The sequence below is a fragment of the Providencia sp. PROV130 genome (assembly GCF_028482225.1).
GTDB lineage: Bacteria > Pseudomonadota > Gammaproteobacteria > Enterobacterales > Enterobacteriaceae > Providencia > Providencia rettgeri.
The window spans coordinates 1-21,615 of sequence record NZ_JAMPQC010000047.1; the positions used below are offsets into that span (position 1 = coordinate 1).

Sequence of the window (21,615 nt, forward strand, 5' to 3'; positions counted from 1 at the left end):
CGCAACACCGCCAGTCGGTAAAACAGTGAATGGGGGACGAACAAAAGGTTTACCAATTATATCTTCATAGATATAAGCGCCATCCTCCTCGAGGAGAATATCAACGCCCTCTTGAGGGTGAAATTTCCATTCAGCAACACGAAATTCAAGGTTTTGAATACCAATTTGAGGCAGGTTTAATAAAATCACCTCTCCTGGTCTGTAGGCGTAACCATCCATATTCATCCGTAATTGGACACGACGCCCCGCACGTTTTTTGCGTAGGTATAAATTAGAGAGCCGTGCCGCTTGGTATGGGCTAGTGACAAAGCGGTAATCCATGTTTTCTTTAATTTCTAGCCCATCTTCTTCAATCCATTCATCAACAATGACCGGTTCAAAATCGGTTTTGATGTATTGTTGCTCTGCATCCACAAACGTACCATAAATGGCATTAGTCGCATCACGCAGAGAAAGTTCAGGGGTAATATTAACGGTATCAATAATTTGATTAGGTTCAATGCGTAACACCGCTGGGCCATTATAAGCCTGCATCAAAATGCCGTGCTTGCCCGCAACATAAGTCGGCTCAGCAGCAATGCATTTATGCATGTGATCCAAAATTGCTGATGGAGACTCAGAAAGCTCATAGGCCCCATTAATCGTATAGCGAGCCTCCGTGTTGCCTTCGGGTGTTGTTACCGGTTCGCTACATAAATCAGCCGCAACTTTGAACGCATCAAAATCAATATCTGAATCGGGTACACCCAAATAGCTACGGTAAAAATCAAGAATAATTAATGCCCCGTTATTGCTCCAAGCCGTTTTATTTGTGCGCGGATCATAGACAGGCTTCCCCCACACTTCGACTTTGATGTTAGGCACACCGTACGGAAATTTTTCAGCGTCGTATTTCAGGGTTAAACGCAGCCATGCCAGACCATCGCCTATCATGTCCGATTTCCATGACGGAGCATTTTTCAATAAGTAAGGATCACAATCTGTACGGCCATTATGGAATTCATAGCTAGCCTTATCACCGAACGTACCAATCAGATCATCGTTAAGCCAAATCTGGCCAATGTGGTCAACTTTATGTGCGGCAATCGCCAATGCCATGAATAATCGTTCGTTTTCTGTCTGGTCGCCCTTTTCTTCTTCTGCAAAAAACAATAGCCCGGAACACACGGTTTTACCGACTATAATGGTTTCTGGCGCGGTCGGGGAGCGTAGCATTTGCTTGCGTTCTGATTGGTCTCGATACCCCATTGACGGCATTTTATCTTTGAATAACCGCGAACCTGCAAATTGCGTTGCCATGCCCGCCGCAATCATAGCCCAACCCGCAGGCCCCCCCATCATGGCACCCGCAATCATTAAGCCGGTAGAAACGATATTTGATACAACTTTACCCATCTACTCGACCCTCCATGCCTTGATTGGTTGATGGTTAACTGGTAATACCCCGTTTTCAGTGACAGACCACACCTTGCCAGCCCAAAGCACACCAAGAGTTTTACCTTCATCGCCATTAAACATAACAATGTCGCCCCTTGTGGCTTTGTCTGGTTCGATTTCGGTAAAGAAACTTGATAGGCCTGACTCTAAGTCACCGAATTCCGACTTTAAGACTCGCATAGCCCCTGATTTTGTTTTGTAACGACCACGAACCTTTTCAGCGATATCGATACCGCACACAGCAAGCGCGCAATCAGCCGCAAATAAACAACAGTCATGCTCACCCCATGAAAAAGGGCGACTCATTGCCGCCCTTAAAGTTTCAGGTAATTGTATGGTCCATTGAGGATGTCGCATTTACTTACCTCCAAATGTAAAAAATCCTCAGTTAAGAGGCCTTGCGTGCGAATTAGTTTTAGCGTTTATTTATAAATGAAGGCTGGCGCATCCTTTTTACTGCCCCAATAAATCGAACGTTCTGCCATCTGAGCAACATATCGAAATATACGGTCACCGTTATGACGTTTAGACCACGATTCATCTGTGAAACGGTCAGGCAGTCCCATTGACCAACGTTCAAAACGATTTGATACCGTGAGCCCTATTTTATTCTCTTCGCCTGTGGTGACGCTTAGATTCGCTATTTGCCCTGCGAAAATAACATCCGCTAATATTGGTTGCCCATTATCTTCATCTATTGCCACTAGCATAAGGCGAACATCACGCCCACGACTTCGCTCATTGAGCACTTCACCGACTAGCTTCGAATCAAAACCGCTTAGTGATAGCAATAGTTGAGTTGGGCTGGTTGATAGTCCTTCTTTTACTGATTCAACCGCGCCAAGTTGGCCCACACCTTGATAAACTTCACCTGCGATAGTGAGATTGCCCGTTCCGGTATGAACGCACGTCACGCCTGACTTTAAATCAAGCTTTGCCGCGACAATCAAATAGTAATCATCATTAATGGCTTTAACCATTTCGTCAGATAAGGGATGGTAAATCATCAGTAAAGCGCCTCCTCAAATTCAAGAGAAACATCCGACAGTAAGTAAGGGTGAAATTGAAAATCCCCTTGCTCATTGTCTACCGGCTTAAATATCCCATAAGGTTTGGCAACTTCCACCTTCTCATTGAGAACCGGTGAATATCGAAGCATGGGAGAAATAGCAATAACAGCATTTCCGCTGGCATCACTTTTAATATTCTCGGTCACCATTTTGAGTTCATTATTAACAGTAAGGTAATCGCCTTTTCTCAGTACGTTAGTGTTAGGCTTCCAACCTTTCGTTTGCAGATATCGCCCCGTTTGATTGGATGCACTCACTAAAGGCGTCCCCATATTAGCAACGCCTTTTCGCGCCCAATGCGATAGCTTTACTCGCCCACTCTCACCATCAAGCGAAGCCATGAGAACTTCAAGCTCTCTTGACTCATCGTCTGTTAGGTTTGTAAAACTGAGCGAACAATGCCATTTACTGCCGGGGAAACGTACTGTTTGGGAACTGCCTGTGAATACTGAAGTGAAGGTTTTACTGTTACTAATTAATCGCCATGACATTTCGCTAGGGTTAATACCCGAAGGCCATTCGATAATAGACATCGTTTATCTCTCTAATATTTGTCTCGTATTTCCATTCGTGGCAAAGTCACGCTGAATTTCAGCAACAGCCGCTTTAGCTCCTCTATTGGCTGCAATTTTAACCACCTCAGCTAATGTTTTATCACCATTTCCATAAACTTGGTTTGTTTGGTGAATAACATAAGTTACATTTTGCTCAGTACTATTTTTAGCGTTGGTGTTATTGGTCGTGTTATTTGTTTGGCTTGATGGATGGAGGTATTTCATTGCAAATACATCTGGTGACGTACTTCTAGTTAGAGCATCCAGTACATTATCCAGACGAGCCGATGTATCTTGCGTCATCACTCGCTCGCCCTCTTCCAATAGCCAAGTGCCTGTTTTAGGCACTCTATCAATACCACTGTGTGCCATACCAGTTAAATTAAGGCCATTCAAACCCGCATTAAAAGTCTTGACCTGTGATGACCCCATAATGCCGCCGCCAAACAGCCCTGTCATAGCATTAGTTATCTGAGCTTGAATAAAGATTCGTATCAAGTCTTTGATTACTGACTTAGTCATATCACCAAAAAAATCACCTATTGCCTCAAGTGCATTCTTTGAGTTAGTCGTAATGTCAGTTAACGCATTGGCAGCACCATCCGTAATGTTTTGTAGTGAATTTGTGATAAAACCTTCCGCTTGTTGGCTGTAATTCCTTGCATTGTCCATGTAATTTTGCAAAGCCATATTAACGCCTAACGTCCAGTTCCCCCTCATTATGTCCTGCTGATTGTGGAAACCTTCCAGCATTGACAGTCGTTTTTGTAATTCATCAGAAATGAACTGCGTTTCCTTTTCATACATTTCTTTTGTCATACCAGACGATTTGTCATTGAATTGAGCCGTAAGAGTATCTTTTTTCTTCATATACTCTTCTTCAATTCTAAACCTCTCTTGCATCCGCCCTTGTGCTAATGATCCCATTCCAGCCATAGCTAAAGTTTGGTTGTATTGCCTTAAAGTTTGTAGTGATTCATCCATTTGTTGTTTGTGAAAGGCAGCTATTTTCACCTCTGCTTCTTTACGCTGAATTGCCTTTTCAATTTCTGCATTGCGCTTCATTTCAAGGGTGATCAATTCAGCATTAGCAAGTAATGACTTCTGGTCTGCGGTAAGGGTTTTCTTAGACTTTATGTCAGCGAGCTGCTGCTCCCATTTAACCAATGCTTGTTGCTGGCTACCTAAACTGCCGTTGGTATCTCGCTGTTGAATTAACACCATCTGCTGTTCTTTAAGGCTTGATAGCATTTTTTGAGCGGCAGATTCAGAATAAGTAGCATTTTTAGATTTAGTTAACTCCCTTTGTTTTTCAAGGTTGTCGTACTCAATCCCTGCTAACCTAATGGCTTCTTTTATACCTTCAGGATTAGCCCCCGATCTCATTGCTGCTTGTTCAGCAGCTAATTGAGCGCGCGCTTTACCTGTTTTCTCTGATAATTCAACTTGCTGCTTTAGGCCTTGAATAAATTTATTAGCATCATCACCGCCGTAATTTAACAATAATGATTGAGCGTTAAACTGCTTCATTGCATTAGTTGAAATACCTAGTTTTTGCGCTAAGAATGATTGGGCGTCAGCAAGCATCTTAACTTTAGGTCCTGCTGCTTCTAAAACATCAGACTGCTGACGGGCTGCATGCATTTGTTCCCCAAATCTACGAGATAATTCTTTATTGATAATCCCTAAAGTATCTTGTGCATAAGATAGTTTTACTGATGTTCTTTCTAATTCCTCTTCTTTTTTGACTAACTCATCCATTGCGGGGGTTAAAAGATTTAGATAGTAATCAGCTCGGTGTTCCTCACCTTTCCTGTTTTTAAATTCTTCTGATTTTTCTCGGTAAAATTTTACTGATCTAGTTAGCTCATCAACAGCATCCTTCTGTTTATTATACTCCTCAGTCTGAGCCTCTATATTTTCTCTATTTCTTACTGCCGCTGCTTTTAACTGAATATCTGTAAGTTTAGTAAGGTTAGCAATAAGTTCAGGTAACTCATGTATAAAACCTAGAGTTTTCTCTCTCGCCTGCTCTGCTTGTTGAGAATAATAGTAAAGGCCCGCGCCCGCTAACATCGCTACCCCAACTGGGCCACCGACTAAAGCTAAACTTCCTTTTAATAGGTTAAAGGATCCACTTGCGGCTCTAGCTGCGGCTGCAGCAGCGGCTTGTGCCGCTGTATATGTGTTTGTTGCATTAGTTGCTGCAACGGTCGCCGCAGTCATTGCAGACCGTGACGCAGTAACTTTCGCCTCTGCTGTGCTGATCGCTGCGGCTCTTGCATTCGCTGTAGCTGTTTCTGCTGCCGCTAATTGACGAGTCAATACCAATGAAGCTTGTTGCAATTCAGCCATTCGTGTCGCCGTTGCGATTCTTCCTTGTTCAGATATCTGTGATTTGGCACGTTGTACTTCAAGTGCTTTTTCCGCCTCAATTTGAGAGATTTTAATTTTGATACTGTTAACTTCCGCTTGAGCCAACTTAACCTCTGCAACAGAAGCTGCATTTGTCGCTTTGACACTCTCATACTCTTGCATCGTTTTTGCGTGAGAAACTTGTATTGCTGCTTTATCCGCGTTCGCCCTTCTTACAGTTGCTAGCGCTGCTTGTTCAGCTGCTGCGGTTACTGAGGCTTCCGATTTAGCCTGTGCAGCAGATGCAGTTATTGTTCTCAGTTTTTCTTTGCTAGCGTTAGCTAATGCGCCAACATATCGTGCACCAATCACACCCGCGCCGATTAGAAACACTTCCGTTAGAGATTCTAAATTCTCTGAACCTGATACCGCTAGATCACGCAATCCTGCTGAAAATGACTTTATAAGCTCATTGTCACCTAAAAACTTGGTAAGATTATTATTGGCAATTAACAGCCCTTGGGATAATGTTGCCGTGGTATTGGCAAACTCTTTTGCAATCGCATCTCCTTGAGATAAAAGCCCATTGACCACAACATCATTCGTTAGTTTTCCTTGAGCTGCCATCGCTCTTAACTGTCCAATGTTAACACCTAATGAATCAGCTAAAGCAACCATTAAGCGGCTTCCCTGCTCTGCTACAGAGTTAAACTCTTCCCCCCGTAAAACCCCAGAGGCTATACCTTGAGATAACTGGATTATGGCATTTTCAGCCTCTTGCGCTGTTGCCCCTGATACCGCGAAACCCTGGTTAATAATTGTTGTTAGCTTTGCTAACTCAGATGCTGACGTCCCATACTCTCGGGTTCCTCGTTCCAATCGAGCATACAGTGTGGCTGTTCCATCTAGGCTAGCTCTTGTTTCTTGTGATATATCAAAAACACGCTTCATTACTTCAAGCTGGGTTTCACTTGCTTTAGTAGCATTTGCTAGTTTATTAGACAATATCATCCATGAGTCTGAATATTTCAAAACAGCAGATATTGATAATGCACCCGCAGCAGTTGCGGCCATTCTTTTTAAAGAAGCACTAAACGCATCAGTGGATTCCGCTGCCCGCTCCCCACGTTGTGTTAATCGGTTCAATGATGACGCCAAGGTATCTGAGTTTCGTTGTGCCGCTGCACTGTCCAAAATAATAACTAGCCTTGAGGATTGCTCTGACATTGCCCATCTCCTAGAACGAAGAACCCCGCCAACTTGGCAGGGTCCATTTGTTAAGCTTCTACTTATGTTTAAAAATTATTTACGTATATAATATACTGATATATATCCCGAGTTTTTATCTTTGCTACGAATTTCAACACCTGACATCACACCGTCATTTTCATAATCAGCTTTAATTTCAGCGCATGACTCATCTGATAGGCAGAAAAAGAAGTCTCGATTTTCATCATATTGATTCGATGTTTTTACTGGAGAGCCATATTTTTTATCTAAATCTAATTTCTCCTTATTGTATTGTTCTAAAAGTAGTTCCTTATCGTTTGTTGCTTTATACTTTTTATCAATGGTCACAAGCCCTTTATATTTAGGGTCATTAAAAGCAAAAATAAACTCTCCTCTTTCTCCTGATGGAGACGATTCGGAATGGCATAGAGTAAAACCATCTTTATGTTCATCACCACAAGATAATCTCGACAATCCTAATTTTTCAACATTATCCACGGACTGCCCCCACTCGAAACCAAACGGAGCATCAGGTTTACTGTCACACCCTGCTAGCAAAGCAACCACAGCAGCCACTGCTAATATTCTTTTCATCATCAATACCTTTTAATTACCAATGATTGAATATTAGCAAATAGTTGATGCAATTAAATTCTAAAATACCAATTAAGGAGCATAAATAACAAATTGATGGTATAAATTATCAATAAACGCATTTAACTTAAGTCGAGGTACGTAATGTCCATTAGTTCAAATCAAAGCGCTATTCTCAGAATTCAAAATGATATTGCTAACTTACAAAAAAAGGTTGCGGATGAAAGTAAAAAAGAAGCCACTTTATTAAAGCAAATTCAACAAACACATAGTTCAATAACAAAAAGTAGTTCAGCATCAACCGTATCGTCTAAATTAAATCAAATAGCGCGATACAATGAAGATATCGCTCGTTGTAATTCTAAAAAGGCGGATCTAGCTAAAGATATCGCTCGTAAAACATCTGAATTACATCGGTATCAAACTCAACTTGCTAAAGATGAAGAGAATGAACGAAAAAAACTTGAATCAGAAAGAAAAAAACAAGAAAAAGAACAACTCGATTTTCAACGTAAACTAACCCGTGAAATGGAAGCAAAAACAAGAGCTATTCAATCTCAAATATCACTAGCCAAGCAACACTTAAATGAAGCTCCCCATCAAGAACATATCGACTCTCCTGAATATGACGTGTTTGTTTCCCATGCTAGTGAAGATAAAGAATCATTTGCTAGACCATTCGCTGAGCGCCTAAAACAGCTTGGCATCAAGGTTTGGTACGATGAATTTTCTCTTCAATGGGGTGATAGCTTAAGAAAAAAAATTGATAAAGGTTTGGCAAATTCTAGATTTGGCATTGTAGTCATATCTAAAGCATTCATAAAAAAAGATTGGACAGAGTATGAGCTAAACGGTTTGGTTGCTAAAGAAATTAACGGTTCCGGTCGAATCCTACCTATCTGGCACGAAATATCTAAATCTGAAGTCTTAAAGTTTAGCCCGTCTTTGGCTGATAAGAAAGCGTTAACCACGTCAGACTATACGATTGATGAAATGGCAGAGCAACTACTACCTATGCTCAAGGAGTAAACCAAGCCTATCTAGTAAATCTAAAATCCGATAAGTATCATAACCCTCACCATAAGATGAGGGTTTCAACCCCAGCCTTTCAGCTTTTTCTAATGCCTCAATTGCCCATTCTGGCGTTTTTGGAGAAATAATTTGGTTAATAATTAAGAGTTGATACTTTAATTGGAAGATTTCATTTTCAAGCTTTTGGATCCTATCCTCACTCATATTACCCCCTAAAATGACCTCATCTACCGACCAGACATATTGAATTACTCATCAATTCAAAAACAACGTTACTGTTTGTCTTTCCTTTCCTGCTCTTTCATCCATTCTTCACGGAATAGATCATCAAGTGCAAAAATAGCGGCATCAAACTCTCTACGGCTTATCGCTGTCGGTTTTGATGAAAGATACTGATCGATATCTCCGAGAGATAACGGTAATGGACAGGCAGTCATACCCGCATATCGACGGTTACGACCGATAACACTGTAGGCAATTAAAAGCTCGTTAATGACACCATCAAATTTAGGTGCTGGCATGTCGGGAAGCCCTAATTGCTTTCGCTTCCACTTGGCTTTATCACCTTGTAGCCCGCCAAACTCAGTGAGCCACTTTTGAGCCTCTATGACTTTTTTACCGTTTCAGCCACATGCTCAGATTCTTCTTTACCTAATTCAATCGCGGCATTAAGAATTTTCCAGTAAAACTCGGGGTTTTGTTTTAATAATATCGCCCCACGTTCAGGCGTGTATTCAATGGCGACTTGCTTACCTTTCGCATTCAGCTCCCCTACACCTTGCCAATCTTTCAACAAATAACGTGCTGTTGTGGCCATTAATAAATCGTCAGGTGTTTGAGTGATATCAATTTTGGTGATGTCAAACTCGGGTGTGCCTACGTTCATTTTGTTATCAAGTCGGTCAATATGGCGGTAGATAGTTGCGCTTGTTGTGCGGTAATTTTCATTTTCAATTGAACTCACGAGCAATTTGACGCCTTCTTGCGGTTCAATCCATTTTGTGACTTCTAATTTTGAATCTTTATTGATAATTAACATGTTTTAGCCCTTAATCTTACAATAATTAACTTCACCGCCACTATATACATCTAATGACATTGCAACCTTCACAGCTTCTTCCGCTGACTTACCGCTTTTCATTGCCCCCATAGCAAATGAATCACCTGATCCGATAGCTAATGGAGCCTCTGCCTCATAAACGTACGCATGTTTTTCATCTTTGTTTTTACTAACAACAAAGGCCTTGCCATCAAAATCAACCGCAATAATAGAGAAATCTGATAATTCATTAAACGCTGTGTTAAAACTAACCCCCGATGACAATGCTTGCCAGATTTCATCTTTTGCAGACATATCACCGCAAATACCTATAGCCTGAATCCTCCTTCCATTAATCTTTAGCTGATGTTTTTTATCTGCCTCAAATATTTTTTGCTCGTTTAAATTAACTATCATGCTGCCAACTTGAGATTGGCTATCTGCTGCAAGTGTCACTCCATCCCATGCAATGGTCGTCATACCCTTTCCTTAAGCTATAAAAAAGCCCGAATTAACGGGCTTAAGGTGTTAAATTACTTACCCGGCTCGACCACTGGCGGGATACGTGTAATGGTTGGTGGTGTGTCTGCGGCGGTGATGTTGAGTTGAACCTGAATAATGTCAGTGTTGCCACCATCCGGCCAATCACCATCAACCTGCACAGCTGGGAATAAAAACGTATAGCCTCCTTCCGCATTTTGCAGCGTGAACTCAAACGGGATAGTTTCACCGGTTAATGTTTTCTTCCAAATTTCCCATGCTGCTTTAGACCAGGAGAGCGTAATGCTGCCTGAGGGGGTAAAGGTGGTCGGGATATTCGCCCCCGCAAAGGGTGTTCCAGTGCCAATACAACGCTGAACCTGCATGTTGTTGTCAAGGTTCAAACTAAATGAATCAACACAGAAGCCATTACCACCTTGAATACCATTAAGCTTAAGGTTAGTGACATCTTTAAAGCTGTAACGCAATTTTCCCGCATTATCGACTGGTTCAGTATGATATTTAGTACCATCACCTTTCGAGTCGAACCCAAGCCCAGCAAAGGTGATAGAAACTGTTACATCACCATCCGCTGGCGTTTCGAGTTGCATTGCGCCTACCTGACAACCGCGAGCAATTGACGCGACACCAATGTCAGCGGCAAATGTTGCTAATGAGAAAGTGATCCGCTCATTGCCCATTGTTAAGGTATTGTTTGCCCACTCAGCGCCAAAGCAAGATGCTAAAAATGCATCATGCTGCCCATAGCGAAACTTAGCCCCGATATCGCCGCCTACGTCGACGGTGGTGAGTGACTTACCTTGCGCCATGCGAGAGCCGCCAATTTCGTCATTATCAGACGTATTTTGTGTGGGTTTTACGCCGTAACTGGTTCGCGTTAATAAATCCCACTTGCCACTTGTCGGAGTGACACCCGTTGTTGTCTCACGGATAAACGCCGTGATGACCTTAGCACCTGATGACATTTAGCCTCCTATAGTGCGCGATATGGAATAGATAAATTGAGTTGATACCAACCATGACCTTCATCGCCAACATCATCAGCAGATACCGAAAAATAATCCAATTGGCCGTCTGTTTGGTTTTCGAATAAGTCTTTCAGTTTGTCTGCCGTTTGAGTGATAAAAAGTGTGCCCGTTTCCAAGGGCACAAATAATTGAATAAACGCTATGCCGGTACGATGAACCACGGGACCGCTTCCCATTTCTTGTGCACCCGATAAGCCATGTTTGATGGTTAAACGTGCCCAAATAGATTTCCCTTTTGGGTCATATGGCTTATCGTTGGGGTATCTCACATCACTTTTGGCAATAGCGGTCTGTGCCGTCATACGTTGAATGATGGCATTTCTAATTTCCGTTAATGTCATTTGTATGCCTGTACTATACTTTCGAACGACAACCGATAAACACCCTCAGGCGCTTGGCCTGAATGGCCATTCTCAAGACTTGAAGCATAAGGAAGATTGTTTTGAATATAGATGATAGGAAAACGCTCTCGACTGGCTTCGGCTATTTTACCGACCCCCATCGAGTAAGCCTGAACCCCACTACTTGAACCACGCTCTAATGTAGCCCCTCCAGTAAAACCCGTTTCACTGAAATCAGGATGTTGAATACTCACCGCATTGTTATTACGAAACCGCCCCGTATCAACCGGTGAACGTTGCACAATCTCAGTCAATAACTGTATGGCGATAACCCGCATTTTTCGGTTTACATCGGCTTCAACGAGCCCCGCAAATGCGGAAGGAGGAATAGACCAGCTTTGCTTCGCCATATTATCCCCCTCTTAATTGAATGGAGTATGTCGCGCCTGTTGGGTCAGTCCCCACCGATTTAACGGTGTACGCTCTCAACTCGTGAGTGACGAGGTCTTTTGTCGTGATGGTATGGTTAACTTGAGGTGTGCCAGTGACTTCATTGGTTAACGCGGTGAGTTTTAAATCCCCCATGAGGATATTCACGTTATCAATTTTTGAGGTCGCATAGCGCGATAAAACACCCCGCCCTGAATACTCAATAACCGTATCAGTACTGATTTCTGTTACGGGGTCCCAATCATCGCCCTTGATGATATATTTCCCATCAAAAGCGTTGACAGCGTCCGCGAGGTCTTCATCAAACGCAGCAGCTAACTCGGCTTGTAGTTCGTCACGAAGCCCCATCTTTACCCCCTCCGCAGTCGGACTTGGTGAGTGTTAACCCCGTATTGACTAAGCAATGCTAACGCCAGTTGCAAGTCGGGGTCTAAACGTGTTGTACTGCCAGAATTCAACTCCGCATAGGATTTAGATACCGAAGCACCATCGGCATTAACCGTTTTACTGGTCAGTGCACCGCTATCCGATTGCTGATAAAGTTTACCTTTGGAAGCAACTTCAGCCGCATAAGCACCCGCTTGTTTTACATCATCAGGAATATCACCATGACCAAAATCACGAAGATTCAGTGAGGTTAGCCATGCGTTGGCTGATAGTACGGATTTAGGCTTTTTAGCCTCATCAGCCCAATCAGCTCCCAGTTTTAAATCGACATCCTCAATCGTGATATATTCGACCATGAAATGCCCTTACTTAGTCTGCCAGCCCTCATTCGTCCAGCGTTCAACTTCATTGGGGTGAACATCAGCATAGATGCCACCCCGAGTCATTACGACCAGCTCAATACCTTTTTCTCGCTGTTCATCGAACGTTTTATTGGACTGTTCTACATCCGATTTTTTATTTGGTGCCTTGGCCATATTCATTTCTCCAAAGAAAAAAGGAGCCGAAGCCCCTTTATGGTTTAACCTAAGATAATGCAGCTGTGCTCTGTCTTAACAGGGGCAACACCCCATGACAACCCGACTTCATAACGCACTTGGCGATATTGGCGATAAAGCGCTACTTGGAAGGTAATGCCTGACTTTGGATCAGTCACGTTCATGACGTCATCAGCAGTATCACCACCTTCTGGCATTGCGGGAGTGCGCGCCGCCAGCAAGAAGGCTCCACGGTCAAAGGCCATATTTGCCGTATAAGTACCCAGCACCGTAATAGCAGTGTCATCCGCCAAGTCTTGACGTAAGCCCGGAGCCGCTAACGTAATAGTTGATGCTGTCGCTACCGCAATAACGTATTGATGAGCATCACCTGCAAACGTAACGATATCACCGGCTTTGAAAGCGCCCGTCCCTGTATCCACAGCAATAATAATATCGCCTTCTTCTTTCTCACCATTAACCAAATAGCCCGTTGCTGCAGAAGCGTGTTTTTTCACGTTTGCGGATTCGTGAATATTAAAGCCTTCTAAGCGACCAATGATCCCCTCACGCAATAACGCATCGGTGCCTGATTCATTCACTTTAAACAGAACAGACTGTTTACCGCGCAAATTAGCAATCGCGGAAGACCCTAATACCATCTGCAAATCGGTGGTTGGTGCCCCGTTATCACTCATCACCTGACGAGCCATAGCAGCATCACTTAAATCACCCGCTACTCCAAATGGCGCTTTACCTGCTTCACCAACCGCGCGAGAAGACGCGTAGTAAAGTGCGGCAAGGTCAGCGTCCACTTCATTGGATAATGCACGAAATGCCTGTGTGAACTGGTCTGCAAGAATGGTGTTATAGGTTCCTGCTGGCCCTAATGCGAGTTGTTCTTCACCATTCCATTTGACCGGTGCCATTTTGGATTTAGTGATCTTAACTTCAACGTTACCGATTGATTGATCGCCATCATTTGGCGCATTTGCACCAGGAGTGATATCAACCGTAGTTGCAATCGGTGCTACTGGTGCAGTGACGGTTTGGCCTTTGGCAGCTGCATCTGCTTTCGCATTACGTGATACTGCGGGAATTAAACCGACTTGTTCGCGAGAGACGGTGTCTAACGCAGTGTAAATAGTCGGGATAAGCCCTGTTAATGTATTGGACATGTATTATTCCTTATGTGAGTTAAATGTGATTTGTATTTGAATGGCCTATCCAGACCTAACGATGCCCATCATCCGAAAGGCATCAGGAGAGAATTAATCAACAATGGTAATTTTATCTGCGAGCGCTGCATTTCTAGCTGCTGGATCAAGTGAATCAAACGCTGAGCGCTTCATTGTCTTTTGCCCTGCTTGGTGCTGACTGGCTTTTGAACCCATCCCACTGTTATCAGAGGCTTTTAAAATGTGGTCTTTCTGCGGATACTGCTCCACTAAGAATTCGAGCGCTTCATCAAACCCAGCTAACTCACCCGGCTTAGCACGAGAATAGATTTTGTTACCTGACGGGTCATAGGCCACGACATTGCCGTCTTCAATTTTGAATGACTGACCGAAGCGAGCTTGAACAAAGTCAGCAGGAATGGCCATTTTGTCAGCGATGAATTTAGAGCCCGCAAAGCTGCCGCCAATCATTGAATTATAAAGCTGCTCTTGAAGTGTGTTAGCCTTGCTATTTGCTTCATCCAATTGAGTCTGGAATGACTTAGTAATTTCAGCCTTAACTTGGTCAACCGCACCTGCATCAATCAGTTTCTTCTGGTCGATTTTGGTTAACGTCTCAATGGCTTCTAATGCTTTTTTGGGATCTTCAATCCCTGCATATTTAGCCAGATTCGCTTCCGCCGCTTCTTTGGCTTCACGATGTGATTTGGCTTCACCGTTCAATGAGGCAATTTTGCTAACCGCTTGCGCCGCATCGAAACCGATTTCTTTACCGTCATCGTGCTGATAAATCGGAAAGCCTTTATCATCAATTTCAGCGTAACTTTTACCATTCACTTCGACTATTTTTAACTTCATTTTATCTTCCTCGCCTTCCAGCTTTAAAAGGTCATCCGACCGTTCGTTATGTGGCATCCGCCCAATAACAGGTATAAAAAAAGACCCCGTTAGGAGTCTTGGTAATCAATTGGCTTTACAGCCCAGCGCGACGAAACGCCTCACTGTCTATTCGTTTAAGTTGCTCTAGTGATAAATACTCACCTTTGTCGGTATAAAACTCTTCAAACGATAAAACACCGTCACGCATGAGTGATGCGCGAGTTTTACCCAGTATTTCATCTTGTCTATCCGGCTTTTGGTTTTTCAACCAATCCGAGTAATTAATCTCAGAGGGGATTTGCCCATCCATGCTGGCTCTGGAGCTGTTAGGAATATCGCGAATATCAAACCCTAACTCCTTCGCGGATTTCAAAACAAGTACCTCAGTCGAACGACAGCAAAAATGCAGTTTTCCGGGTCCTTGCAGATACGGAATTTTATGGCCAATCGGTTTGTTGTCCATCGTGTACATAAGCTGATCACGAATTCGGCATTCTGGTGTTGTTCGATTATCAAGTGTTGATATCCAGCGTTTACCTTTGACGATATCGCTGTTTGCGTTAGCAAAATGATCGCGGCTCACGGATGCCATATGCCCTAATGCCGTTTTAGTAATGCTAATCGCATTTGAACGACTTAATTGCAACGCACTATCCTGATAACCTTTATTCGCGTGACCTCGTACCTTTCGAGCTATCTGCTCGGTGGTATCGCCCAACAAAAAGCCCTGCCTCACCACATTTGATATTCTGGCCATGCGATCTACTTCAAGGTTCTTCATCCAACCTTTCAATAATCGCCCTTGGAAAGGTTGAGACATTGCAGCGGAATAGGCTTGTTGCGCGGAGATACTTTGCAGCGAAACCTGCTTAATGACTTGCTCTGGGATAGCGGTAGTAAATAACGATAACTGATAACCGGCTTCGTGTTGTGCAAAAGCTAACATTTCACTCGACAAGCTAGCCTGAATTGAATCAATCGCCTGTTTATTAACTTCTCGCACACTACCCAACAGGCTTTCTAATCGCTCAACAGTGAAACTCTTAGCATCTAGCCCATCCATCGCTACCAAAAGCCGAGCCACTAGCTCAGCATCGCTCTGGTTAAGTAAGTTAACTATTCGCTTAGCTACGCCAGTGCTGTACCGACTGACCCAAATAGCGTGAGCAATACTTTCATTTTGGATAAAATCATTTGCTGTCGCCATACGCTACTCCATGAATGAGGGGTCTTGATTTTTTAACTCATCAATAACCTCTTCTGGCTTAGTATCCTGGTCAATTAAACCTAACGCTTGTAATGCGCGAATCGCGTCAATACGACGAATATCCCCACCTTGACGCAAGGCTTGAACCGCCAGCGCGGCTGTTGAGTTAATCTCTTTGTCGCTGATTTCTAGCTCGGTTCTGACATCCACATTGCCGCCGCTTGGTAAGCCTTTATATTCAGCAAAGATTTGTAGGATGTTATCAAGCGCATCTTCAAGCGAAATCGCCATCGTGTAGAGTGGCGAGTTTTCCTGCATTTTCTCTTCGTTGGTTTGCTCAACAGATTTTGTCGATGTGTTATCACCTTTGATTAGCTTTGCACCGGCTTGGCGCATTTGCTGCTCTAAATCGGCAATCGATTCTTTACCGGCACCAATAGCAGAGCCCGTATGTTCAACATATTCAAGTCCGCCTCTGGTCTTATCCTCAAACTTAGTCGCTGATGATGAGCCAATCGTAAGCTCTGCATTTTCACCTAAACCATAAGCCACCAGCAACGGAACCCTTGCAACGTGCAAGATGTTGTCTTGCTCACTTTGGCTCTGCCAGTGTTTGATATTCAAGATTGCTAAATTGAGTAATGGCGGTGATCCACGCATAAACCCCGTGCGCTTTGTATAAAGTGTAACGAGAGGAATATCGTCACGTGACGTTTTCCATTCTTCATGTGGTACCCACACATCGCTACCGTTATTGCCTTTACTTCGACGGTAAATGACAACCTGACGGGGCATAATGTGGCGTATTTGCTCCACCTTTGTTTGCCCGAAGTCATCACCATCTACCGTGATAATTTCTTTCACACGCAATTCAGTTAGGTATGTTTTCCCGCCTTTGGTTTCGGATTTCCAACCAATAACCTGCCGAGGGTTAAGCATCGTCACATAAGGTCTAGCACCGAGTTTCTTTTCATCACTCTTGGTTTTTACTGCGTTTAAATCCACTCTCGGATAATCAACCAAAGCATGTGCCAAGCCGTACTGTAATGCAATACTGAAAAATTGTTGCGCCCAGACATCAAGGCGGCTCCCTTCCATATCGACGTCAGTCGTGATTTCCACCACTTCTGGCGGAGTTTCTTCACTCAATACAATAGGCGCTGCGAGAACACGCCCTACGTTCTGATTAATGGTTTCTTCATAAGCGGGGAGTAATGTTGCTGTCGCGAGCCTTTCCTTGTACGAGTCATTCTCTTCTTTAGGCCATTTAGGCATATATTGCTCGCCTAATGTGCGCATATACAGCGTTCCGCCCATTAAGGCATCATTGATATCCCAAGCCTCAACCATATCGTTATAGTCAAGGTTGGGAGTTGAAATATCAGGCATGGTTTATATCCTAAGTTTAGTTACTGTTCCGGTAGGCTTGATAATTGGGAATTGTTTGACGATGTAGTATCCACCAGCATCATTCGGGTGATCGTTATCGGATTTTTTATCCGGTTCCCCGCTTTTAGGGTCCCAAACTTGCTGCTCAAGTGATTCACTGTATACAGGACAGCGTTTGACATTCACTTTGTAACGCCTAGCTCCATCAGCATTACAGAACATTGCGTTCATAGAGTTAATCCGGTCTTTTACGGGTGGGTTTGTGTTATTAACGATAACGTGAAAACCAGCCTGTTTTAGTTGTGCAATGTCTGTTGAGCTCGCATTATTCGATTTTCGTGAATCGCCCGAAGCATCAGGATAAATATAAATCTCTCGGACTTTTTTATAATTTGAACCATCGTAGAGCCAGAAACGTTCCTTAATGATGCGGATCATATCTGGTGTGTCGTAGGCATTAATGATTTCAGTAACAGCATGAGGTAAGCCCAAACGGAGTACATGAACAATTCCCGCCATCTTGCCAACGTTAAAGTCCATGCCGATATAAAGCGTTTCTCCGGGCTGCTCTTCTTCCTCTGAATTATTCAGCTTCCTATCAAAGGTGTGATAAATGGTACCGCTTGTTAAGTTAGTGAATTGCCCCCTCAAATAAGCCTTAATTAACTCTGGCGGGTAAGAGCTCATCAGTGAGGGGATATAATCAGGCGGTAAGTTCTTTTCATTGTCGAACGTAGAGGCTTGAACAAGACCATACAACGTACTTAGCTCAGGTTTGTCTCTCACTTCTTTGACGAATTGCTGATAAACAAACTTAAACCCTTCAGGGGTCGTTGTTACATCAATACCATTTCGTAAGCCGGTCACGTTATAGCGCATACGAGCAATAATTTTTCGCCATGCTTTTTGAGCTTTGTCTGACTTCATGACATCAAGCTCATCAATTAAAGCATTACCTATTTTAAAACCAACAATAGTTTCGGGCTTCTCCATAGAGCGGCAAATCACAGTGCCTCGGAACTTCCTACCCTCGTAAAAATGAACCTCTTTATTGCTTTCAACAATATTAACCTTAAGGCCCCAGTCAAAAGCGACCTCTTCAATCGTCGGGTAGAAGATATCCCGTATTTGTGGATAGGTTGGCGCAAAATACCCCTGATTTATTTTTGGAAATTCCCACATTCCCTTGCATATGCCACCGCAACCGACCCAAGTCTTACCTGAACCAAACCCAGCCACGTATGCTTTAAACTTATGAGGCATTGCCAAGAATCGTGCCTGAGGGATGTTAAGTGTCGGTGCTATCATCATCCGCCCTCGCATCGACAACGTTGATATTAATCGCTACTGGAGTTGGGTTGTCATCATCAGCATTATCAGCAAGCTCTTTGCGCAGTTTCTCAACCTCTAATCGCCTGCGCTCCAATTCTATTTCGAGAATACGCTGAGCAGCTTCACTATCAGCAAGGCCTAGACGTTTCATTACCGCATCAAACATGCGCTCTCGATTAATTGAAAGTATCTCAACACCATTTTTACCCAATTTAACGCCTGAATACGCCAAAGCTGCATCAGCATTTAGTTTTCGAGTATCAGGAAAGAATGGTTGTCCAATACCTTCACCGTTACAGCGTGGGCATAGGGGATTAGGCTCCATTGTGTGGTTGTAACCATATCCACCCGTATCTTCAGGAGCTCTCTTTTTTCTTTCGACTGCTTCAAGTCGTTTTTCTTCAAATTCTACGGCATCACGCCATTGATACTGATAACCGAATCCCCAGCAATGACGACAGCAACCACGCCGATATTGAGATAATTCATTCGCGTCAAATGTTGCAAGGCTCCATGCCTTAGCAAGTACCTCATCAGCTTTAATTAATGTGCGCGATAAAGACTGTTGTTGTTGGTGCGCAATTTCATTTGCAAGGCTAGTTTTGGCTAGTAGCTGTTGCCCAATATTTCTAGCACTTTTCTCACTATACCCAGCCCTTATTGCTGCTTGCGTTGCATTACCATCTATCAGGTATTCAGCAACAAAACGCTTTTGTTGTGGGGTAAGCTCTTTGTCTTTTGATAACGACTTTGCGCTATTCTCTGTCTGCGCAGTGCGCAATTTCTTGTGCGCAGTTTTTTGCGCAGATTGCGCAGCCGGCTTTTTAATATATCGCCTTGCAGTTGCGTAATTAAGTCCCTGGTCTTCACACCATTCTTTAGGGGATATTCCTGATATAGCATGTTCGGTGAGGAACTGTTGCTGTAGCGTCCCCCAATCCGGTTTAGCCATCGTGTTTATCTCCTATATAAAGCTCTATCAACGCCACTCTATGAATGACGTTTGTAGAATTTTATAAATTAAGTGATTCTTTGCGTTGAATCTCAGCGCGAACTTGCTCAATAGCATTCGCACTCGCTATCTCAGAGTTAGCTTGCGTATGCTGTATGGCTGTAATTGAAGACTGCAAATAATTAAACTTATCCTCAATCAGTTGCTTAAACTTTTCGAATTCTGACTGCTCGCGAGAAATAACTTCACTTGTTTGGCTAATTTCAGCGGAAGCTTTAAGAGCCATTTCAGCAGGTACTTGAACACTGTTATCATTAATGCCTGTAGTTATTTCAAACCGTGCTTGCTCTACGCCCTTTTTAGCACCTTCTTTTGCTGCTTGTGTCATCGCTTTCTCTAGCGCGGTATTATCAATAAACACCCCATTAATGAACACTCTATCAGCGGAATTTGTAAACACGGGTTCTAAACACCCTATATCAAAATCTATTGTGAAGCCTTGCTTAGTTGGCCGTTTCAGTCCAGTGCAAACCATTAGCCCTTCAATACGCTTCAGTTGCGCTTCCAGCTTATCTAAGTCAGTGCTATCGACTGATATCTTTATAGATAGAGTGGCTATTTCTTTTTTATCTGACATGACTGTCTCCATAAATGAAAAAGCCACCAGTGATTAACTGATGGCTATGTATAAATATTGGGTTAATGCTTAGACGACCTGTAATGATATTTATTTAATTTTCTTGAAGGGGTTCTTTTAATTCTAATTGATTTAATTCAGATTTAATTTCTTGCACATATTGCTCATTAAATCCTTTAAATTTAATAATCCTTTTAGTGACCAATCGTCCACTACCGCTAATTCCCAAAGATACTCCTTTTTCGCTAACCTTTACTCCAGCAGATCCATCGCCAGAACCGTCATATTGCTCTTCAATCTCAACTTCTTCGGCGCACATTATACGTCTTGCTATCGCCAATTCCTGCTCAACCTTAGCCTGTGACTGTAACGCATATGCCTGAATTTCGACCCGCCTTGCCGAATCTTCAAGCTTTTCAATATCTTGACTTGATGAATTACTAATAAGTGCTCTTGACGACTCCATTAGTGTATTAATAGCATACCCTGTTGGATTAATTGCGAATTTTAAAACTTCAATATAGCTCATTGATTTAATCTCTCAATTTTTCAATAATATTATATAGAATAAGACTTTTACTAAGAATTTATGAGGAGCGCTTTTCTTTAAAATAATAACCAATAATGAAGCCCAAAGGTGTGCCAAGAGCACTTATAATAAGGGATAGAACCTTATCCAATTCTAGAAGCGTCACTTTACTTGCCACATCCACCATTCCGCGGTCATGTAAATCAATCGCCCACCAAACAGCAATCCAGTTATAAACTAAAACAAAAAGAAAACTCCACAACAATAGAGCGAAAAAGCCCCAAACAAAATATGTCGTCAACTTACCTCTATCTTTACCCTCAGCCTGTTCTATGGATGCTTTTTCATTTATAGATGTTTCATTAATACGACTAGCATTCTCTGAGAAACTAACATCAAAGCTACTAAGTAAATCCTTACTAGACTCGACCATGCCTAATCCCCTGAAGAGCTTCCTATTTTCTTTAATGCTTGACTGTAATCCTTTAGCAAAGATGACGCATATTCATTTGAATTAGCAATTGCATAGCCAACCTTTTCGCCAAATTCTCGAATATCCTTTAACAGCCGTTCATATTCTTCCCTATGCTCATCTTTAATAAATTGCGGGTTCGACTCAATTACTGACATGATTTTTAAGGCTGACGTTGATACTTCATATAAATCCCGATAGACACCATCGGATTTTGCCCTAAAGCGAGTCAAGTCCTCTATTATTTCCTTTTTGCTGGCCATATTTATTTTCCATAGCATCCATAATGCGAACAATGGGAAAAATATAGCACGAAAAAGGTTAACGATGACCATCTTAAGACTCAAATGATAATTAGATCCTGTTTTTGATGTGTACATAGCACCTCACTAGTTATTTTTAGCCGCTTCAATCTCTCGAATGGCCTTTTTATCTAAATTGCACTGCTCAATCACCGTTAGTAGCGACTCATTTATCAATAGAGAG

The 21,615-nt window shown here is 42.8% G+C and carries 27 protein-coding genes; 1 reads left to right on the forward strand and 26 read right to left on the reverse strand.

The window, feature by feature from the left end:
* The 6 genes from PSF28_RS22450 to PSF28_RS22475 all read right to left on the reverse strand — a co-directional run.
* Positions 1–1,395, reverse strand: a 1,395-nt coding sequence (locus PSF28_RS22450) for a phage tail protein (RefSeq protein ID WP_272685655.1), incomplete at its 3' end; no start/stop codon positions are given.
* Positions 1,396–1,794, reverse strand: a complete 399-nt coding sequence (locus PSF28_RS22455) for a DUF6950 family protein (protein WP_272685656.1) — start codon at positions 1,792–1,794, stop codon at positions 1,396–1,398.
* 65 nt (positions 1,795–1,859) lie between these two features.
* Positions 1,860–2,444, reverse strand: coding sequence for a hypothetical protein (locus tag PSF28_RS22460; protein WP_272685657.1), 585 nt, complete (start codon positions 2,442–2,444; stop codon positions 1,860–1,862).
* On the reverse strand, positions 2,444–3,040 hold the full coding sequence (locus tag PSF28_RS22465) for a hypothetical protein (protein ID WP_272685658.1): 597 nt from the start codon (positions 3,038–3,040) through the stop codon (positions 2,444–2,446). The genes PSF28_RS22460 and PSF28_RS22465 overlap by 1 nt, the downstream gene beginning before the upstream one ends.
* 3 nt (positions 3,041–3,043) lie before the next feature.
* Entirely contained in the window at positions 3,044–6,643 is a 3,600-nt protein-coding gene (locus tag PSF28_RS22470) for a tape measure protein (RefSeq protein ID WP_272685659.1), read from the reverse strand.
* A gap of 75 nt (positions 6,644–6,718) precedes the next feature.
* On the reverse strand, positions 6,719–7,240 hold the full coding sequence (locus tag PSF28_RS22475) for a hypothetical protein (protein ID WP_272685660.1): 522 nt from the start codon (positions 7,238–7,240) through the stop codon (positions 6,719–6,721).
* Between the two features lie 144 nt (positions 7,241–7,384).
* On the opposite strand from PSF28_RS22475, the gene PSF28_RS22480 reads away from it, so the two are divergent.
* Positions 7,385–8,269, forward strand: coding sequence for a toll/interleukin-1 receptor domain-containing protein (locus PSF28_RS22480; protein ID WP_272685661.1), 885 nt, complete (start codon positions 7,385–7,387; stop codon positions 8,267–8,269).
* Here PSF28_RS22480 and PSF28_RS22485 read toward each other — a convergent pair.
* The 20 genes from PSF28_RS22485 to PSF28_RS22580 all read right to left on the reverse strand — a co-directional run bounded on the left by PSF28_RS22485 (position 8,249) and on the right by PSF28_RS22580 (position 21,392).
* The gene (locus tag PSF28_RS22485; protein ID WP_272685662.1) at positions 8,249–8,476 is read right to left on the reverse strand and encodes a hypothetical protein; all 228 of its coding nucleotides are present in this window, start codon (positions 8,474–8,476) and stop codon (positions 8,249–8,251) included. The genes PSF28_RS22480 and PSF28_RS22485 overlap by 21 nt on opposite strands.
* Before the next feature lie 68 nt (positions 8,477–8,544).
* Positions 8,545–8,793 (reverse strand): hypothetical protein, encoded by a 249-nt coding sequence (locus tag PSF28_RS22490; protein ID WP_239978808.1) that lies wholly within the window; start codon positions 8,791–8,793, stop codon positions 8,545–8,547.
* Between the two features lie 83 nt (positions 8,794–8,876).
* Positions 8,877–9,311 carry a hypothetical protein gene (locus tag PSF28_RS22495; protein WP_272685663.1) on the reverse strand — a complete coding sequence of 145 codons (435 nt, stop codon included), beginning with the start codon at positions 9,309–9,311 and terminating at the stop codon, positions 8,877–8,879.
* Positions 9,312–9,314: 3 nt separating this feature from the next.
* Positions 9,315–9,791, reverse strand: a complete 477-nt coding sequence (locus PSF28_RS22500) for a hypothetical protein (protein ID WP_272685664.1) — start codon at positions 9,789–9,791, stop codon at positions 9,315–9,317.
* A 53-nt stretch (positions 9,792–9,844) separates the two neighbouring features.
* Positions 9,845–10,777, reverse strand: coding sequence for a phage tail tube protein (locus PSF28_RS22505; protein ID WP_272685665.1), 933 nt, complete (start codon positions 10,775–10,777; stop codon positions 9,845–9,847).
* A gap of 8 nt (positions 10,778–10,785) precedes the next feature.
* A complete protein-coding gene (locus PSF28_RS22510; protein WP_272685666.1) occupies positions 10,786–11,181 on the reverse strand; it encodes a phage tail terminator-like protein in 396 nt (131 codons plus the stop codon).
* Positions 11,178–11,591 carry an HK97 gp10 family phage protein gene (locus tag PSF28_RS22515; protein ID WP_272685667.1) on the reverse strand — a complete coding sequence of 138 codons (414 nt, stop codon included), beginning with the start codon at positions 11,589–11,591 and terminating at the stop codon, positions 11,178–11,180. Before PSF28_RS22515 ends, PSF28_RS22510 begins: the two co-directional genes overlap by 4 nt.
* A 1-nt stretch (position 11,592) precedes the next feature.
* Positions 11,593–11,979, reverse strand: coding sequence for a glutamate 5-kinase (locus tag PSF28_RS22520; protein WP_272685668.1), 387 nt, complete (start codon positions 11,977–11,979; stop codon positions 11,593–11,595).
* A 2-nt stretch (positions 11,980–11,981) separates the two neighbouring features.
* Entirely contained in the window at positions 11,982–12,374 is a 393-nt protein-coding gene (locus PSF28_RS22525; protein WP_272685669.1) for a protein singed, read from the reverse strand.
* A gap of 9 nt (positions 12,375–12,383) precedes the next feature.
* Entirely contained in the window at positions 12,384–12,554 is a 171-nt protein-coding gene (locus tag PSF28_RS22530; RefSeq protein WP_272685670.1) for a hypothetical protein, read from the reverse strand.
* Between the two features lie 44 nt (positions 12,555–12,598).
* Entirely contained in the window at positions 12,599–13,732 is a 1,134-nt protein-coding gene (locus PSF28_RS22535) for a P22 phage major capsid protein family protein (RefSeq protein ID WP_272685671.1), read from the reverse strand.
* 93 nt (positions 13,733–13,825) lie between these two features.
* Positions 13,826–14,590, reverse strand: coding sequence for a DUF6651 domain-containing protein (locus PSF28_RS22540; RefSeq protein WP_272685672.1), 765 nt, complete (start codon positions 14,588–14,590; stop codon positions 13,826–13,828).
* 115 nt (positions 14,591–14,705) lie between these two features.
* Positions 14,706–15,818 (reverse strand): phage minor head protein, encoded by a 1,113-nt coding sequence (locus PSF28_RS22545; protein ID WP_272685673.1) that lies wholly within the window; start codon positions 15,816–15,818, stop codon positions 14,706–14,708.
* Between the two features lie 3 nt (positions 15,819–15,821).
* Complete coding sequence (locus PSF28_RS22550; protein ID WP_272685674.1) at positions 15,822–17,207, reverse strand: DUF4055 domain-containing protein; 1,386 nt, start codon at positions 17,205–17,207, stop codon at positions 15,822–15,824.
* Between the two features lie 3 nt (positions 17,208–17,210).
* On the reverse strand, positions 17,211–18,518 hold the full coding sequence (locus PSF28_RS22555) for a terminase large subunit domain-containing protein (RefSeq protein WP_272685677.1): 1,308 nt from the start codon (positions 18,516–18,518) through the stop codon (positions 17,211–17,213).
* On the reverse strand, positions 18,496–19,491 hold the full coding sequence (locus PSF28_RS22560) for a terminase small subunit (protein WP_272685675.1): 996 nt from the start codon (positions 19,489–19,491) through the stop codon (positions 18,496–18,498). The genes PSF28_RS22555 and PSF28_RS22560 overlap by 23 nt, the downstream gene beginning before the upstream one ends.
* A 61-nt stretch (positions 19,492–19,552) precedes the next feature.
* A complete protein-coding gene (locus PSF28_RS22565; RefSeq protein WP_272685676.1) occupies positions 19,553–20,128 on the reverse strand; it encodes a hypothetical protein in 576 nt (191 codons plus the stop codon).
* 94 nt (positions 20,129–20,222) lie between these two features.
* Entirely contained in the window at positions 20,223–20,657 is a 435-nt protein-coding gene (locus PSF28_RS22570; RefSeq protein WP_272571444.1) for a hypothetical protein, read from the reverse strand.
* 58 nt (positions 20,658–20,715) lie between these two features.
* The gene (locus PSF28_RS22575; protein WP_272659208.1) at positions 20,716–21,090 is read right to left on the reverse strand and encodes a hypothetical protein; all 375 of its coding nucleotides are present in this window, start codon (positions 21,088–21,090) and stop codon (positions 20,716–20,718) included.
* 2 nt (positions 21,091–21,092) lie between these two features.
* A complete protein-coding gene (locus tag PSF28_RS22580) occupies positions 21,093–21,392 on the reverse strand; it encodes a hypothetical protein (RefSeq protein ID WP_272659207.1) in 300 nt (99 codons plus the stop codon).
* Positions 21,393–21,615 lie beyond the last annotated feature (223 nt).

Excerpts from the sequence above, each read along its gene's own strand:
- PSF28_RS22455 (WP_272685656.1), bottom strand. The coding sequence starts at position 1,794 with ATGCGACATCCTCAATGGACCATACAATTACCTGAAACTTTAAGGGCG.
- PSF28_RS22460 (WP_272685657.1), bottom strand. The coding sequence starts at position 2,444 with ATGATTTACCATCCCTTATCTGACGAAATGGTTAAAGCCATTAATGAT.
- PSF28_RS22465 (WP_272685658.1), bottom strand. The coding sequence starts at position 3,040 with ATGTCTATTATCGAATGGCCTTCGGGTATTAACCCTAGCGAAATGTCA.
- PSF28_RS22470 (WP_272685659.1), bottom strand. The coding sequence starts at position 6,643 with ATGTCAGAGCAATCCTCAAGGCTAGTTATTATTTTGGACAGTGCAGCG.
- PSF28_RS22475 (WP_272685660.1), bottom strand. The coding sequence starts at position 7,240 with ATGAAAAGAATATTAGCAGTGGCTGCTGTGGTTGCTTTGCTAGCAGGG.
- PSF28_RS22480 (WP_272685661.1), top strand. The coding sequence starts at position 7,385 with ATGTCCATTAGTTCAAATCAAAGCGCTATTCTCAGAATTCAAAATGAT.
- PSF28_RS22485 (WP_272685662.1), bottom strand. The coding sequence starts at position 8,476 with ATGAGTGAGGATAGGATCCAAAAGCTTGAAAATGAAATCTTCCAATTA.
- PSF28_RS22490 (WP_239978808.1), bottom strand. The coding sequence starts at position 8,793 with ATGCCAGCACCTAAATTTGATGGTGTCATTAACGAGCTTTTAATTGCC.
- PSF28_RS22495 (WP_272685663.1), bottom strand. The coding sequence starts at position 9,311 with ATGTTAATTATCAATAAAGATTCAAAATTAGAAGTCACAAAATGGATT.
- PSF28_RS22500 (WP_272685664.1), bottom strand. The coding sequence starts at position 9,791 with ATGACGACCATTGCATGGGATGGAGTGACACTTGCAGCAGATAGCCAA.
- PSF28_RS22505 (WP_272685665.1), bottom strand. The coding sequence starts at position 10,777 with ATGTCATCAGGTGCTAAGGTCATCACGGCGTTTATCCGTGAGACAACA.
- PSF28_RS22510 (WP_272685666.1), bottom strand. The coding sequence starts at position 11,181 with ATGACATTAACGGAAATTAGAAATGCCATCATTCAACGTATGACGGCA.
- PSF28_RS22515 (WP_272685667.1), bottom strand. The coding sequence starts at position 11,591 with ATGGCGAAGCAAAGCTGGTCTATTCCTCCTTCCGCATTTGCGGGGCTC.
- PSF28_RS22520 (WP_272685668.1), bottom strand. The coding sequence starts at position 11,979 with ATGGGGCTTCGTGACGAACTACAAGCCGAGTTAGCTGCTGCGTTTGAT.
- PSF28_RS22525 (WP_272685669.1), bottom strand. The coding sequence starts at position 12,374 with ATGGTCGAATATATCACGATTGAGGATGTCGATTTAAAACTGGGAGCT.
- PSF28_RS22530 (WP_272685670.1), bottom strand. The coding sequence starts at position 12,554 with ATGGCCAAGGCACCAAATAAAAAATCGGATGTAGAACAGTCCAATAAA.
- PSF28_RS22535 (WP_272685671.1), bottom strand. The coding sequence starts at position 13,732 with ATGTCCAATACATTAACAGGGCTTATCCCGACTATTTACACTGCGTTA.
- PSF28_RS22540 (WP_272685672.1), bottom strand. The coding sequence starts at position 14,590 with ATGAAGTTAAAAATAGTCGAAGTGAATGGTAAAAGTTACGCTGAAATT.
- PSF28_RS22545 (WP_272685673.1), bottom strand. The coding sequence starts at position 15,818 with ATGGCGACAGCAAATGATTTTATCCAAAATGAAAGTATTGCTCACGCT.
- PSF28_RS22550 (WP_272685674.1), bottom strand. The coding sequence starts at position 17,207 with ATGCCTGATATTTCAACTCCCAACCTTGACTATAACGATATGGTTGAG.
- PSF28_RS22555 (WP_272685677.1), bottom strand. The coding sequence starts at position 18,518 with ATGATGATAGCACCGACACTTAACATCCCTCAGGCACGATTCTTGGCA.
- PSF28_RS22560 (WP_272685675.1), bottom strand. The coding sequence starts at position 19,491 with ATGGCTAAACCGGATTGGGGGACGCTACAGCAACAGTTCCTCACCGAA.
- PSF28_RS22565 (WP_272685676.1), bottom strand. The coding sequence starts at position 20,128 with ATGTCAGATAAAAAAGAAATAGCCACTCTATCTATAAAGATATCAGTC.
- PSF28_RS22570 (WP_272571444.1), bottom strand. The coding sequence starts at position 20,657 with ATGAGCTATATTGAAGTTTTAAAATTCGCAATTAATCCAACAGGGTAT.
- PSF28_RS22575 (WP_272659208.1), bottom strand. The coding sequence starts at position 21,090 with ATGGTCGAGTCTAGTAAGGATTTACTTAGTAGCTTTGATGTTAGTTTC.
- PSF28_RS22580 (WP_272659207.1), bottom strand. The coding sequence starts at position 21,392 with ATGGCCAGCAAAAAGGAAATAATAGAGGACTTGACTCGCTTTAGGGCA.